Source organism: Streptomyces sp. NBC_00647 (assembly GCF_045207245.1).
Taxonomy (GTDB): Bacteria; Actinomycetota; Actinomycetes; order Streptomycetales; family Streptomycetaceae; genus Streptomyces.
In genome coordinates this window covers 7,223,304-7,238,586 of sequence record NZ_CP109040.1, presented here as the reverse complement: position 1 = coordinate 7,238,586, position 15,283 = coordinate 7,223,304, and the positions used below count along the sequence as shown (strand labels likewise).

Genomic DNA, 15,283 nt, shown 5'->3' with positions numbered 1-15,283 from the left:
TGACCTGGTTCGCCCTGGAAAGCGGGCAGTTGTACGGCCGGGTCGAACCCTGTAATGCCCGAGTAACGGCGGCTGCCTAGCGTCCGAGCTCCCCCGTACCGTTCCTGGAGGAGCACCCCAGATGCACCTGCCCCAACCGCCCCGGCGCAGACGCGCCGTCTGGGCGGCGGCCGCCTTCACCGCGACCGCCCTGCTGACCGCGTCGACACCCGCGCTCGCCGCCGACACCGCCCCGTCGGCCGAGGTCGACTCCACACTCACCGCCGCCGTGGCCAAGGGCGGTGACGCGACGTTCTTCGTCCTCCTGAAGGACCAGGCGGCCCTGTCCGGCGCCAAGAAGCAGAAGACGCACGCCGCGAGGGCCAGGGCCGCCTTCAAGGAGCTGCGCGCGAACGCCGCCGACAGCCAGGCCTCCCTCACGTCCTTCCTGGACAGGAAGAGGATCGGCCACCAGGACTACTGGATCGCGAACGCGGTCCAGGTCACCGGTGACCAGGACCTCGTGAACGAGCTGGCGAGGCGTTCGGACGTCGCGTCGATCGTCAAGGAGCAGCACTACAAGCTCGACAGCGTCGAGACGGCCGACAGCGAGATCACCACGTCGCGCACGGACTCCTCGGCGAGCGGTGACGACACCCCCGAGTGGGGCGTCGCCGACATCGGCGCCGACGACGTGTGGAAGCAGTACGACGACCGCGGCGAAGGCATCGTCATCGCCAACGTCGACTCGGGCGTGCAGTACAACCACCCCGACCTGGTCGCCCAGTACCGGGGCAACAACGGCGACGGCTCCTTCACGCACGACTACAACTGGTACGACCCGACCGGCCAGTGCGGCACCAGTGGCGTCCCCTGCGACAACAACGGCCACGGCACCCACACGATGGGCACGATGGTCGGCAGGAACGGCATCGGTGTCGCGCCGAACGCCAAGTGGATAGCCGCCAAGGGCTGCGAGTCCTCCTCCTGCTCGGACGCGTCGCTGCTCGCGGCCGGACAGTGGATCCTCGCGCCCACCGACCACAACGGTCAGAACCCGCGCCCGGACCTCGCGCCGAACATCGTCAACAACTCCTGGGGCGGCGGCGACACGACGTTCTACCAGGACATCGTCGAGGCGTGGAACGCCGCCGGCATCTTCGAGGCGTTCGCGGCCGGCAACGACGGTGACGGCAAGACCTGCTCCACCGCGCACGCCCCCGGCTCGCAGGCCCCGTCCTACGGCGTCGGCGCCTACGACTCCGCCGGCACGATCGCCTCGTTCTCCGGCTTCGGCCCCTCGCTGGTCGACGGCTCGATGAAGCCGAACATCTCGGCGCCGGGCGTCAACGTCCGGTCCACGTGGCCCGGTTCGTCGTACAACGCCATATCCGGTACGTCCATGGCGACACCGCACGTCGCGGGCGCCGTCGCGCTGCTGTGGTCGGCGGCCCCCTCGCTGATCGGCAAGATCGACGAGACCCGTGCGCTGCTCGACCAGGGCGCGCGCGACGTCGACGACACCCACTGCGGCGGCACCGCCGGCATGAACAACGTGTGGGGTCAGGGCAAGCTCGACATCCTCGCCTCCGTGGACCTGGCCCCGCACACCGCGGCCACCGTCACCGGCAAGGCCACCGACAAGGCGACCGGCGCGGCCCTCGCCAACATCACCGTCTCGGCCACCGGTACCGGCGGCGACGTCCGCACCGTCACCACCGCCGCCGACGGCACGTACCGCATCGCCCTGCCGGCAGGCACGTACGCCTTCGCGTACAGCGGTTACGGCTACGCGACCGGCTCGGCCACCGGTGTCACGGTCACCGAGAACCAGGCCCTCACCCAGGACTTCGCGCTGACAGCGGTGGCCTCCCACAAGGTCGCCGGCACCGTGCTCGACGTCTCCGGAAAGGCGCTCGCGGGTGCCACGGTCGAGTTGACCGGCTCCCCGGTCGCCGCCGTCACCACCGACGCCAAGGGCACCTACAGCTTCGCGAAGGTCGCCGAGGGCACCTACGGCCTGACGGTGAAGCCCGCGGCGCCGGTCCTGTGCAACGGCGTCTACACCGGTACCGCCACCGTCGCCTCCGCCGACCTGGCCAAGGACGTCCGGGTCCCGGCCCGCACCGACAGCTCCGGCAACAGCTGCGCCCCGGCCGCGTACTCCTGGATCGCCGGCTCCAAGAAGGTCTCGCTGACCGGTGACGAGGACTCCGCGAGCGTCGCGCTGCCCTTCGCGGTGAGCCTGTACGGGGTCTCGTACTCCTCCGCCTCCGTCACCACCGACGGCCTGGTCGATTTCCTGTCCTCGCGCGTCGGCGACTACAGCAACACCGCGCTGCCGACGACCGGCGCGAACAGCGTCAAGGGCATCATCGCCCCGCTGTGGGACGACCTGACCCTCGACAAGAAGTCGTCGGTGCAGACCGCCACGACCGGCACCACGGGCAGCCGCCGGTTCGCCGTCGTCTGGAACAACGCCGCCTACGCCAACGGCACTTCGGGCCGCTCCTCCTTCGAGGTCGTCTTCGACGAGGCGACCGGCTCCGTGACCGTCCAGTACCAGTCGGTCGCCGACAAGGGCGCGGGCGCCACCGTCGGCATCGCGAACCAGTCCGGCACCGACGCCCTCCAGTACTCCTACAACCAGTCCGTGATCGCCGACGGCACCGCCGTCCGCTTCGCGCAGGGAGCCAAGTGATGAGAGCCCCCCAGTCCCGGCGGGCCCTGCGCCTCGCCTCCGCCCTGGTCGCGGCGGGCCTGTGCCTGAGCGTGAGCCCGCAGGCCCTGGCCGCCGACGACAGCGGCTCGGCCATGAAGCTGACCGGTGCCGAGGCCGAGACGCTGGCCGCCCATGTCAGCCTCGACCCGTACGCCGACGCCACCGGCACGAGCACGGTCAGCCCGAAGTCCGACGACGCCCCGAAGCCCGCCGACGACGGCACCGGCACGGACACCGGCTCCGGCTCCGGCACGGACACCGGCAGCGGCTCCCAGCTCGACGGCGCCTCCGCCGACGTCGACCCGACCACCAAGGTCACGCTCACCGGTGCCTCCACGCTGGAAGGCGTGCGCGGCATGGGCGCCACCGTGCCCGTCGGCAAGAACGGCGACTACTTCACCGTCAACAGCATGGGCTACGTGCAGCGGCACACGGCCGACGGCAGCGAGGTGTGGGCGCGCACCAGCAGCTCCTTCTTCACGGACTGGCAGGTCAAGCCGACGCAGCCGTGGCGGACCGAGCCGTACCCGGCGCAGATCCTGATGGGCTACAACGCGGTCTCGCCGTTCTCCGCCAACTCGGACAACGGATACTCCACCGGAGACCTGACCGGCGACGGCGTCCCGGACGTGGTCTTCTCGGCGCAGGTCGGCACGACGCCGTACCCGCGTCCGTTCACCTCGCCGGGGTCGTCGCTGACCACGGGCACGTTCGTGACGGTCCTCAACGGCAAGACCGGCAGGACCGTGTGGTCGAAGCTGTACAACCGCGCCTCCATGGTCAAGATCGTCGAGGGCACCCTGCTGGTCGCCGACGCACCGCGGATGAGCGGCGACTCCAAGGTCCCGGCCGCCGCCACGATGACCCTGACCGGCATCCGCTTCTCCTCCGCGGACGGCGTGCTGACCCCGGCACAGACCTGGACGTACGACACCGGGGAGGCCCGCAAGGGCAACTGGGGCGACATCCAGGACCTGGGCAAGGGCAAGGTCGCCCTCACCTGGAACCTGGCCAAGGCCACCGGTGTCGACGGGCGCGGCCGCACCCTCGTGCTCGACACGGCGGACGGCTCGGTGGACTGGCAGACCGACAGCGCGCTCTACGGCCGTCAGCTGCGCCTGGACGCGGGTCGCGAGCGGATCGTCGCGCTGGAGCAGCGGGACGCGACGGACGCCGTGCGCTACGAGGTCGCCTCCTACGACGTGAAAACCGGTCACCGCGCCACGCTGGAGACCCGGGACAACGTCCTGCCCACCGCGCTGACGGTCGGTGACCTCACCGCGAAGGACGGCGAGGAGTACGCGGTCGCCGAGTCCTCGCTCGACGAGGGCTACTGGGTCAACGCCAGCACCGTGCGCGTGCTCGACGGCACCGACCCCGACACGCTGCTGTGGTCGAGCACGGTCAAGCGCGACGCCGACAACTCCAAGGACGCGGCGAGCGTCTGGCGGCTGCAGGTGGCCGACGGCAAGCTGGTCACCTCCGCCCAGGACGACCGCGAGATCAACGGGGCGAACAACCCCGGAGGCGGACGGTACGCGTCCTTGACGGTCTACTCCGCCAAGGGCGACATCAAGTGGCAGCAGAAGGGCATCGCCGCCGCCCCGATGTACCAGGACGTCTTCAGCGACGACCGGGGCACACACGTGCGGGTCGTCGACCAGGCGGAGAACATCCGCACGTTCAAGCTCGGCAGCGGCAAGGCCGAGGACGTGACGCCGCTGATGGGCGACATCGCGTACGCCAAGGCCACCGACCTGGACAAGGACGGCAAGAAGGACGTCGTCATGGCCGGTTCGTCCGACGGCGTGTGGGCCTACTCCGGTCCGTCGCTGGTGGGCGGCAAGCCCGAGAAGCTGTGGCAGGCCACCGTGCCGGGCGCGGTGCACGACATCGAGACCGGTGACGTCGACGGCGACGGCAGGCCGGAGATCGTCGTCGCGGCCGACACCGCCGTGGTCGTCCTCGACGGCAGGACGGGCAAGATCCTCGCCACCATCGAGGGCGGCGCGGGCCAGTACGTGCGCTCGGCCGAGCTGGCCGACCTGAACGGGGACGGCGAGCTGGACATCCTCGTCCCGACCGACGCCCTGCGCGCCTACCACGGCGACGGCCACGCCCTGTGGACGTACAGCGCGCCCAAGAGCGCCGGCGACGTGCGCTTCACCGACCCGTCCGTGAACGACGGCAAGGTCTACGCGGCCTACGCGAGCCTCAACGCGTACCAGCGGACCGACGCGGTGACCGACGCCGTCGCGCTCGACGCCAAGAACGGCAGGGTCCGCTGGGACGTGGCGCCGAAGGCCCCCGCGGAGGCGGTCGGCGGCGTCGGTACCGCCACCCCGAACGACGGCATCCTCGCGTCCGAGGACATCCCGTACGCGGACGGGCACGCGGTCGTCTACCAGTGGAACGTCACCGCCCCGCTCGAGATCAACGGTGCCGAATCCCTCAGCCCGCGGAACTACTTCGAGATCCGCGACGGCCGCACCGGTGAGGTGCTGCACTCCGGCTACGCGGGCGGCCTGTGGACGCACTTCAGCTACTTCACCGACAAGGGTGTGCTGTACGAGGGAGGCACGGCCTCGTTCCGGCGGTACGAGGCCGACGGCGTGGACTCCAAGGCCGGGGTGCTGCCGCAGTCCTACGGCGGCGGCTTCCTGACCGGTCCCGGCGGCCGCAAGCTGCTGGTCGCCGGTGTCGAGGGCGGGCTCTACCTGTGGGACCCGAGCATCTTCGAGTCCGCCGACACCTGGGCGAACGGCGTCGGAAGCGCGACCATCATGGGTGCGCGCGACTACCTCGCCGCCGACCTGGACGGCGACGGGGTCGACGAGGCGCTCTCGCTCACGGGCGACTACAACGGCGTCGACCGGACGGCCGAGGAGTTCGGCGGCCGCTACTACCTGCCGAACAACGCCATCCACCAGGTCACCACGTACAAGCTCTCCTGAGGTCGTACGGAACCTGCTCGACCTGACGTGACCTGACGTGACCTGACCTGACCTGACCTGAGCCTGCCGGGTCGGGTCGGGTCGGATCGGGTCGGCCGAGGACCCCCCGGGCACACGCCCGGGGGGTCCTCGGCACGCTCGGCTACAGTGGCGCCCTGATGAGTCCGCAGCAGCCGCCCCACCGCACGACCCCGTCCGCCCCGCTGCTCCGGCTGCACCTTTTCAACGGTTTTCGGGCCACCCGGGACGGCGGCCCCGCACTCGCCGAACGGTGGCCCCGGCCCAGCGCCCAGGCCCTGGTGAAACTCCTCGCCGTGTCGCCCGCGCACCGCCTGCACCGCGAACAGGCGATGGCCGTCTGCTGGCCCGACGCCGATCCGCATGCCGCCGCGGGCAGTCTGCGGGTCGCCCTGCACGCCGCGCGCCACGCCCTCGAACCCGAACTCGCGCCGCGCGCCTCCTCCTCGTACCTCGTCTCCGACGGGGGGCTCCTCCAGCTCGACCCCGCGACCGTGTGGATCGACGCCGACGAGGCCGAGACGTCGGCCCGCGCGGCCCTCGCCGACGGCGGGATCGGTGAACTGACCGGCGCCCTGGACCGGTTCACCGGCGAGGTGCTCCCGGAGGACCGCTACGCGCGCTGGGCCGACGACCGGCGCGCCCGGCTCACACTTCTGCGCGAACAACTGCTGCTCCGGCTCGCCGGCGAGCACCTGGAGCGGGGTGCCCCGGCCGACGCGGCCGCGTTCGCCGAGCAGGTCCTCGCCGTCAGCCCCGCCGAGGAGATGGCCCACCGCTTCCTCATCGACGCCTGGCTGCGCCAGGGGCTCCGTCGGCGAGCCGTCCATCAGTACCACGTGTGCCGCGACACGCTCGACACCGAACTCGGCGTACGGCCGGGGCCGGAGACGGAGCGGCTGCACCGGCTCGCGCTGGCCGCGGCCCCCGCCCCCGTCCCCGCCACGCCCCTGCTCCCGGCCCCGCTGCGGACCGCCCGTGGCGCGCCCGTGCTGCGGGGCCGTGACGCCGTGCTCGAACGGCTCCTCTCGGCGGACGGCCCGCCGGTCACGCTCCTCACCGGCGAGGCGGGCGTGGGCAAGACCCGCCTGGTCGCCGAGGTGGCGCGGCGGGCCACCTCGGCCGGTACCGCCGTGCTGTGGGGCGGCGGCCGGGACGCCGAGGGGCACACACCGTACGGGGCCTTCGCGGAGGCGCTGGAGGGATGGCTCGCCGGGCACAGTGCGGCCGAGCGCGCCCGGGTCGGCGCCGAATATCCCGAACTGGCCTCGTTCCTGCCGTCGCTGGGGCAGGTGGGAGCGACCGGTGAGCGCAGTCCCGAGGAGGAGCGGGACCGGCTGTTCCGGGCGAGCGCGGCGCTGCTCGGCGACCTGGCCGCGGTGCGCCCGGTGCTGATGGTCCTCGACGATCTGCACGCCGCCGACACCGGCTCGTACCAACTGCTCGGCCATCTGGCCCGGCGGGCCGTGGAGCGGGGCACGGCGCTGCGGTTTCTGGCGACGTATCGCGAGGAAGAACTCCCCGAGGGCGATACGCGCCGCTCGGTCGTGGCGTCGCTGCTGCGCCAACGTCTGGCCGTACGGCGGGAGTTGGGACGGCTCGACAAAGAGGCATGCCTGGCGGTGGTGCGCGACGCGGCTGCGGACGCGCCGGGCGACGACCGGATCCATCGTGTGTGGGAACTCTCCCTCGGCAACCCGCTGTTCGCCCTCGAACTCGCTCGCGGCCCGGCCGACGGGGTCCCGGGCGACCACGCCCCCGAGGGCGTACGGGAACTGGTGGCCGACCGGCTCGTACGGCTCGCCCCGGACGCACGCCGCATCGTCGAGGCGCTCTCCGTGGCCGGGGGCGACGCCGCACTGTCCGAGCTGCTCGACGTCGCCGAACACGGTCTGCGGCCACCGGTGTCCGGCGCCGCCGCGGCCGATGCCCTGGAGCAGGCCATCGCGGCCTCGCTCGTCGAGGAACGACACGTCGTGGTGGCCGGGCGGTCCGAGGAAGGGGTGGCCTTCCGGCATCCGCTGGTCCGGCTGACCTGCTACGAACAGCTGGCCGTGGTCCGCCGCAGACAGCTGCACGCCGCGTTCGCACAAGCGGTGCGGCGGCGCCGGCCCGATGCCGTCGACGCGCTCGCCTCCCATTTCGCGCGCGCCGATGACCCGCGCGCGGCCGAGTACCTGCGCCGGGCGGCCGAGCGGGCCGCGGCCCTGTACGCCAACGACACCGCCGACCGCTACTACCGCGACCTGGTGGCCCGGCTGGACGTCGACGCGGCCCGCGCCCGGCTCGCGCACGCCCATGTCCTGCGGAGAATGGGCCACTTCGAGCAGGCGGCCGACGCTCTGCGGCTCGCCCTGGCCGAGTTCGAGCGGCGCGGCGACCACGACGACGCGGTCCTCGCCGCGGCGCTGCTCGCCGAGACACTCGTCAAGACGAGCGTCCCCGGTTCCGGTCGCCGAACGCTGCGGGAGCATCCGGTCACGGCGGACACCGCGCCGGAACCGGCTGCCGCCCACTTCCTCGCCCTGTCCCTCATCCGCTGCGTCCAGGGACGCTACGGGGCCGGCGCGGAAGCCGCCCGGCACGCCCTGACCGCCGCACGGAACGTGCCGGGCCTGCGGGGGCAGGGGCTCGCGGCTCGCGCCTTCGCCCTGCAAGCCACCAACCTCGGACTCGCCGGCCGCTTCGACCAGGCACGCGAAGCCGGCGACCAGGCTCTGGCACCGGCCGAGGCGTACGGGGATCCGACGCTGCTCGGCTCGGTCCTGTCGACCCTGCGCGAGAACGCGCGGCGAGCCGGCCGGTTGGGCGAGGCCGTCGAGATCGGGACCCGCGCGCTCGGCCTCGCCGAACGGTCCGGTGATCCGACCGCCGCCGCGTTCGAGCGGGCGAACCTCGCCGAACTCCGGCTGCTGCTCGAAGAGCCCGAGCCTGCCCGGGCTCTCGCCGAACAAGCCGTGGCGGGCGCGGAGGCGTACGACGCCTGGTGCCTTCCGTACGCGCTCACGACCCTGGCGCGGGTGCGGGTGTTCCTGGACGAGACGGCGGAGGCCACGGCGCTCCTGGACCGCGCCGAAACGGTCGCCACCGCGCTCGGGGACCGGCAGGCCGAGCACGAGGTACGCACGGCCCGCGCCGAACTCGCGCTGCACGCACGCCGTCCGGACGAGGCGCTGAACGCCCTGGACGGACATGCCGACGACGCGCCCGTGCTGGTGGCCTGGGCGGAACTCCTGTCAGGGCGGGCCGAGGCCGCGCTGCGGATCGCCGGCACCGAGGTGGCCCGGACCCAGCGCACCGGAGAACGGCTCGCCGAGGTGGAGGCGCGGATCGCTCTCGGGACGTCCCTGTCCCGGCTCGCGCGGACCCGGGAGGGCGTGGAGGAACTGAAGCGGGCCGAGTCACTGGCCGGAGGGCTGCCGTATCCGGCCGGAGCGCGCCGGGCGGCACGGGCTCTGCTGCGCGAGGCGTAGCGGGCCGCTCCGAGGCGCGGACGCGGAGGCAGCCCTCCTGACGCGGTCAGTCCGACCCGGGGCCGTCGGAGGGGTCGGCGGTGGTGGCCGCGTCGCGCAGCGCGTCCAGCAGACCGCGCAGGGCGGGCTGCTCGAAGGCGATCTCCCGTGCGGCCGCCGAGATCACCCGGACCGGCTCGGGGTTGCGGACCGGGCGTACGACGACGCCGGGGTGCCGGCTGCGCAGCCCCAGCCGCGGCATCAGGCCGACACCGAGACCGGCCGCGACAAAGCCCTGAGCGGTGGCGTAATCCTCGCTCTGGATGACGAAGTCGGGACTGAAACCGGCCGCCGCACAGGAGTCGATCACCGGTTCCAGGCAGGGCCCGGGCGGCTCGCTGCCGACCCACTGCTCGCCGGACAGCGCGCTCAGGTCGATGATCTCCTCGTCGGCGAGCGGATGACCGAGGGGCAGTACGGCGGCGTAGGGGTCGTCGAGGAGGTGGACGAGCCGGAAGCCGTCGCCGGCACGGTCACGCGCCTGGACGACCACGGCCAGGTCGGCCCGGCCTCGTGCGACTTCCTGGAACGGGTCCTCCGGGTCGGCGAGTTGAAGGTCGACACGGACGCCGGGGTGCTCGGCACGCAGCCGGGCCAGGGCGGGGGCCACCAACGTGGACCCCGCTGTGGCGAAGTAGCGGACCGCCAGGCGTCCGGTGCGTCCCGCGCGGAGGTCGGCGAGGGCGGTCTCCGCCTGGGCGACCGCAGAGCCGATCAGGGCCGCGTGCTCGGTGAGCAGCAGGCCTGCGGCGGTGGGCCGCACCCCGCGGCCCACCCGTTCGAGCAGCGCCGTGCCGGCCTGCTTCTCCAGCGCCGCCACCTGCTGACTGACGGCGGACGGTGTGTAGCCGAGGTGGGCCGCGGCAGCGGTGACCGTGCCGCTGGTGACCACCGCGCGCAGGACCTGCAGTCGCCTCACGTCAAGCATGTAGCACAGCTTAACAGAATGGGTAGAACCATTCGCTTGTCCTCAAAGCTTGACTGAGGCACCTTCGAAGGACCGGGACCGAGGGGCCCGCCGGACCGACCGCGGAACCGACCACCGAGCGAGACATCGACCGAATCGAGGAAAGCCATCGTGAGCAGCGGTACACGGAGTCTGCGGGGCGGTGCGCGGGTGGCCGTGCTCGCTCTGCTGTGGGGCTCGACCTTCCTCTGGATCGAACTGGCGCTGCGCGGGCTCTCCCCGCTCCAGGTCACGTTCATCCGCTGTGTCCTCGGCGCGCTCGTCCTCACCGTCGCCTGCTACGCGACGGGCCGGAGCATGCCTCGTGGCGTCACCGTCTGGCGCCACATCGTCGTCGCGGCCTTCTTCTGCAACGCGCTCCCGTTCGCGCTGTTCAGCCTGGGCCAGCAGACCGTCGACTCGGGTCTCGCCGGAGTCCTGAACTCCACGACTCCCCTCTGGTCGATCGCGCTCGGTCTCGCCCTGGGCTCGGAACGCGGGCTCCGTCCCGTCCGCCTGACGGGTCTTCTGCTCGGTTTCGCCGGCACGGTCATCATCTTCGCCCCCTGGGAGACGACCGGGGCCATCGGCTGGGGCGCGCTCGCCATCCTCGGCGCGGCCGCCAGCTACGCCGTCGCGTTCACGTACATGGGTCGCACCCTGGTCCGTAAGGGCACCCCCACCATCTCCCTCTCCGCCGCCCAACTCGTCGCCGCGAGCGGACTGACCGCCGTCACGATGCCGATCGGCGGCCTGAAGCCGATCGACCCCGGCCCGGTCGTCCTGGTCGCGGCCGTCGTTCTCGGAGTCTTCTGCACCGCGATCACGTTCCACCTCACCTACCGGATCATCAATGACGAGGGCGCCACCAGCGCGGCCGTGGTCGGCTACCTGCTGCCGGTGGTCTCCGTTCTCCTCGGCGTGGCCGTCCTGGGCGAACACCTCAGCGTCCGGGTGGTGCTGGGCATGGCCGTGGTCCTCGTGGGCGTCGCGATGACGCGACGGAACGGCGCTCCGGCCGAGGACGCGACGGACGGCCCCGCGGGCCCTGGCCGACGGCTCCGGTCACGCCACGGCGCCCTGCGCGGTACGTGACCGCCATCCGGCGCGAGGTCCCCCGACCCCCGCCATCCGCGCCGGAGCAAGGATTCACGCCTCGTCATAAGACAGCTGACCGCCGATCACAGCCCCGCGATCGCGTTCCAGCGCTTGGCGAACTCCGTACGTTCGGTGGAGGTGATGTCGCGGGCGATCGCGAGGCGCTTGCGCATGGTCGCGTCGGGAAAGATCAGGGGGTCCTCGGCGAGGGCCGCGGTGTCCTTGTCCTTGGAGGAGGCGAGGACGTCCTGCGCGGCGGGGACCGGACAGACGTAGTTGACCCAGGCGGCCAGCTCGGCGGCGACCTCGGGCTCGTAGTAGTAGTCGATGAGCTTCTCCGCGTTGGCCTTGTGCCGGGCCAGGTTGGGGATCATCAGCGACTCGGCCCACAACTCGGCGCCCTCCTCCGGGACGACGAAACGGATGTCGGGATCGTCGGCCTGGAGCTGGATCACGTCGCCCGAGTAGGCCTGGCAGGCCAGGACGTCCCCGCTGGAGAGGTCCTTGATGTAGTCGTTGCCGGTGAAGCGGCGGATCCGACCGGTGCTCACGTGCTTCTCGACCTGATCGCACACCCGGTGGAAGTCGTCCGCGCGCCACTTCGTGATGTCGACCCCGTTGCCCTGCATGAGCAGCGCGAACGCCTCGTCCAGGCCGGAGAGCAGCGTGACCCGGCCCTTGAGGTCGTCGGCCCACAGGTCGGACACGTGCTTGATCTCGCGGCCGACCTTGCGGCGGTTGTACGCGATGCCGGTGATCCCCGACTGCCAGGGCACCGACGACTTGCGGCCGGGGTCGAAGGCGGGCGAACTCAGCAGTGGGTCCAGGTACTTGGTGACGTTCGGCTGCTTGGCCCGGTCCATCTCCTGGACCCAGCCGAGCCGGACGAAGCGGGCGCACATCCAGTCGCTGATGACGATGAGGTCCCGGCCCGTCCGCTGATGGTTCATCAGGGACGGGCTGATCTTGCCGAAGAACTCGTCGTTGTCGTTGATCTCCTCGATGTAGTCGACGGAGATCCCGGTGCGCTTCTCGAAGGCCTCCAGCGTCGGCCTGCTGGTCGTGTCGTCGTCATCGGTGTCGATGTACAGCGGCCAGTTCGCCCAGGTCAGCCGCTTGTCCGTGGCGGAGAGGTCGGCTCCGGCCCGGTCGCCGGGTCCCACGTACGCCGCCGGCACCCCGCACCCCGCCAGGGCTCCGAGCGCGGCACCGCCGCCCAGGGCGCGCAGCAGGGACCGGCGGGACAGGGGCGAGGTCTTCCGATTCACTGGCACGCTCGAAGCATGCCCACCCGCGCCGGGTGCGGACAATGGACGCTGCGTCGAGCACTCGCCCGCCGACCCGACACCCTGTCGATCAGTTCCCGGGCGTTCCGAAGGCCCCGGGCGGGTGCGCGCCGCCCGGGCTCGCGGAGCAAGCGGGCCCCTCGGTCGGCCGCGTACGGGGAGCACTCCTGTCGGCCGGTCGCACGGACGCCGGACCGTCGGCCGGCCCCGGCCCCGGCCGGGACGCGTGCCCGTCGGCCGACACCGGCCGGGTGACGGGCGGTGCGCACGGTGGGAACGTGACCCTCACCGTCAGGCCGCCCTGCGGACGGGGCCACGCCTCGACCGTGCCGCCGTGAGCGGTGGCGACGGCCGTGACGATGGACAGGCCGAGGCCCAGGCCGTCCCGCTGGTGGCCCTTCCCTCGCGGGCGGGGCCGAGGGTGCGTATGGGTCCGTTCCGCACCCAGGCGCCGGAACGGCTGGAAGAGTCCGGCCACCTGGTCGCGCGGGATCACCGGGCCGGTGTTGTCGATCCGCAGCACGGGCCGCCCCTCCTCGGTCCCGGTCCACAGACGAACCCAGCTCTCCCCGTTTTCCGGGCTGTTGTGCCGTACGGCGTTGTCCGTGAGGTTGACGACCAGCCGCTCGATCAGCTGCGGATCACCCAGGACGGGCGCGAAGTCGAGGTCGGCCCGCACCCGCGGCCCACGGTCCTCGCCCCCACCGGACGAAACCCCGCCGTCCTCGCCCCCGGAGGACGGCACCTCACCGTCCCCGGTCCCACGACCGTCCTCGGTCCCACAACCGTCCCCGGTCTCACAGCGCTCCCCGGTCCCACGGGACGGCACCTCACCGTCCTCGCCCCCACCGGACGCCCCCTCCCCACCCTCGACCCCACCGGACGACCCCGTGCTGTCGGCGGAGCCGCCGGCCACCACCGCACCGTCCGGCAACCGCCCCCGCACCATCTCCGCGAGGTCGACGAACTCGCTCCGCTGAAGCCCCCGTTGACTGCGCGCGAGTGTCAGCAGGGCGTCGATGAGCCGCGCCTGCTCCTGTCCGGCCGCGCGCACGCGAAGGCACGCGGCCCGCAGACTCTCCACGGACGCACCGGGGTCGGCGAGGGCGACGTCCACGATCGCCTGCTGGAGCGTGAGCGGGGTGCGCAGTTCGTGCGAGGCGTTGGCCACGAACTGCTTCTGCGCCTCGAACGCGCCCTCCAGTCGCCCCAGTACGTCGTCGAAGGTGTCCGCCATCGCCTTGAGTTCGTCCTCGGGGCCCGGCACCGCCAGCCGCTGCCGGAGGTTGTCGGCGGAGATACGCCGGGCGGCGGCGGTCATCGTGCGCAGGGGTGCGAGGACACGTCCGGCCATCAGCCGGCCGAGGGCCACGGAGGCGACCGTCATCACGGCGAGAGCGATGCCCGCCTCGACCAGCAACTGGTGCAGTTGATCGGCGCGCAGGGCCTCGGCGTACATCGTCAGCGTCGGCGGATCGGGGCTGGGGAAGCCGCTGCCCGCCGGCAGCCCCGACTCCACGCTCGAGCCGACGGCCGTCGACGGCTTGGACCGCGACGCGAGCAGGTAGGTGAAGCCGAGCAACGCCGCCCCCGCCACCATGAACAGCGCGCTGTAGAGCAGGGTCAGCCGCCAGCGAATGCTGCGCGGAGCCAGCTGCCACCGCACGCCGTACGGAGCCGGCCGGTTCGGGCCGCCGGACAGGTCCGTCATGCGATCCGATACCCCGCCCGGTCCACCGTCGCGATCAGCGGCGGCTCCCCCAGTTTGCGGCGAAGGCGGCTGACGGTGACCTTCACGGTCTGGCTGAAGGGGTCGGCCGCCTCGTCCCAGGCCCGCTCCAGGAGTTCCTCGGTGGAGACCACGGCGCCCTGCGCGGCCAGCAGGAGTTCGAGCACGGCGAACTCCTTCGGACTGAGGGCGAGCCCCGAACCGCCCCGGGTCGCCTGTCGTCGCGCCGGGTCGAGCCGCAGCTCTCCGCGGACCAGGACAGGAGGCAGCGCGGGCTGCGCACGCCGCGCCAACGCCCGTACACGCGCGACGAGTTCGGCGAAGGCGAACGGCTTCGGCAGATAGTCGTCGGCTCCGAGGCCGAGCCCCATGACGCGGTCGGCCACCGTGCCGGACGCGGTGAGCATCAGCACCCTCGCCCGGCTGCCGCCCGCGGCCAGCGTCCGGCACACCTGGTCGCCGTGGACGCCGGGCAGATCGCGGTCGAGCACCACGACGTCGTAGGCGTTGACACCGGCGCGTTCCAGCGCCGTGGGCCCGTCCAGCGCGAGATCGACCGCCATGCCCTCGCGGCGCAGCCCGGCTGCCAGCGTCTCGGCGAGCTCTTCATGGTCCTCGACCACCAGCACACGCATGGCGGTCAGTGTGGCGGTCCGACGGTTACACGGAGATAAGCGCCCCCTGTGCGGGCACCCCGTTCCCCTGCCGCCGCCGGACCCGCGCACCTCGCCGCCACTGACGGCCCCGCCCACCGCACCACTGACGGCCCGCCCGACGCGCCACTGCCGAACCCCGTTCCCCCTTCGCTGCCTGCCGGGCCGAGCGGCAGCCCCCGTTCACCCGGCCGAACGCCGCTCCTGTTGCGTCCCGATAAGGACGGCCGTTCCCGCGCCGTAACCGCCGCCGGGCTTGTCTGGAGCCCAGCACGACACGGCGCACCGCACGACAGCCCGTCACGGCGCGACGCGTGACGGCACGGCGCATCGGTGCGCCACCGCATCCGCTCGGCGGCGACGCCGCCCACTCCATGGAGGAACCC

8 protein-coding genes are annotated in these 15,283 nt (G+C 72.5%); 4 read left to right on the top strand and 4 right to left on the bottom strand.

All coding sequences use genetic code 11. The annotated features are described in order from the left end of the window. The first annotated feature begins 121 nt into the window (after positions 1-121). The 3 genes from OG788_RS31965 to OG788_RS31955 all read left to right on the top strand — a co-directional run bounded on the left by OG788_RS31965 (position 122) and on the right by OG788_RS31955 (position 9,146). Positions 122-2,680 carry a S8 family serine peptidase gene (locus tag OG788_RS31965; protein WP_406374688.1) on the top strand — a complete coding sequence of 853 codons (2,559 nt, stop codon included), beginning with the start codon at positions 122-124 and terminating at the stop codon, positions 2,678-2,680. Beyond that, positions 2,680-5,655, top strand: coding sequence for an FG-GAP repeat domain-containing protein (locus OG788_RS31960; protein WP_406374687.1), 2,976 nt, complete (start codon positions 2,680-2,682; stop codon positions 5,653-5,655). Before OG788_RS31965 ends, OG788_RS31960 begins: the two co-directional genes overlap by 1 nt. A gap of 158 nt (positions 5,656-5,813) precedes the next feature. Next, positions 5,814-9,146 (top strand): ATP-binding protein, encoded by a 3,333-nt coding sequence (locus OG788_RS31955; protein ID WP_406374686.1) that lies wholly within the window; start codon positions 5,814-5,816, stop codon positions 9,144-9,146. Between the two features lie 46 nt (positions 9,147-9,192). Here the strand turns inward: OG788_RS31955 and OG788_RS31950 are convergent, their stop codons facing one another. Beyond that, positions 9,193-10,113, bottom strand: a complete 921-nt coding sequence (locus OG788_RS31950) for a LysR family transcriptional regulator (RefSeq protein WP_406374685.1) — start codon at positions 10,111-10,113, stop codon at positions 9,193-9,195. A 150-nt stretch (positions 10,114-10,263) separates the two neighbouring features. On the opposite strand from OG788_RS31950, the gene OG788_RS31945 reads away from it, so the two are divergent. Beyond that, positions 10,264-11,226 (top strand): DMT family transporter, encoded by a 963-nt coding sequence (locus OG788_RS31945; protein ID WP_406374684.1) that lies wholly within the window; start codon positions 10,264-10,266, stop codon positions 11,224-11,226. 86 nt (positions 11,227-11,312) lie between these two features. Here OG788_RS31945 and OG788_RS31940 read toward each other — a convergent pair whose 3' ends face one another. The 3 genes from OG788_RS31940 to OG788_RS31930 form a co-directional block, all read right to left on the bottom strand. Then, positions 11,313-12,503, bottom strand: a complete 1,191-nt coding sequence (locus tag OG788_RS31940; protein WP_406374683.1) for a PotD/PotF family extracellular solute-binding protein — start codon at positions 12,501-12,503, stop codon at positions 11,313-11,315. An 82-nt stretch (positions 12,504-12,585) separates the two neighbouring features. Continuing rightward, entirely contained in the window at positions 12,586-14,226 is a 1,641-nt protein-coding gene (locus OG788_RS31935; protein WP_406374682.1) for a sensor histidine kinase, read from the bottom strand. Continuing rightward, a complete protein-coding gene (locus tag OG788_RS31930; protein ID WP_406374681.1) occupies positions 14,223-14,879 on the bottom strand; it encodes a response regulator transcription factor in 657 nt (218 codons plus the stop codon). The genes OG788_RS31935 and OG788_RS31930 overlap by 4 nt, the downstream gene beginning before the upstream one ends. Positions 14,880-15,283 lie beyond the last annotated feature (404 nt).

What these genes read in the sequence shown, in the direction of transcription:
- OG788_RS31935 (WP_406374682.1), bottom strand. Translation starts at nt 14,226, where the DNA reads ATGACGGACCTGTCCGGCGGCCCGAACCGGCCGGCTCCGTACGGCGTG.
- OG788_RS31950 (WP_406374685.1), bottom strand. Translation starts at nt 10,113, where the DNA reads ATGCTTGACGTGAGGCGACTGCAGGTCCTGCGCGCGGTGGTCACCAGC.
- OG788_RS31930 (WP_406374681.1), bottom strand. Translation starts at nt 14,879, where the DNA reads ATGCGTGTGCTGGTGGTCGAGGACCATGAAGAGCTCGCCGAGACGCTG.
- OG788_RS31955 (WP_406374686.1), top strand. Translation starts at nt 5,814, where the DNA reads ATGAGTCCGCAGCAGCCGCCCCACCGCACGACCCCGTCCGCCCCGCTG.
- OG788_RS31960 (WP_406374687.1), top strand. Translation starts at nt 2,680, where the DNA reads ATGAGAGCCCCCCAGTCCCGGCGGGCCCTGCGCCTCGCCTCCGCCCTG.
- OG788_RS31965 (WP_406374688.1), top strand. Translation starts at nt 122, where the DNA reads ATGCACCTGCCCCAACCGCCCCGGCGCAGACGCGCCGTCTGGGCGGCG.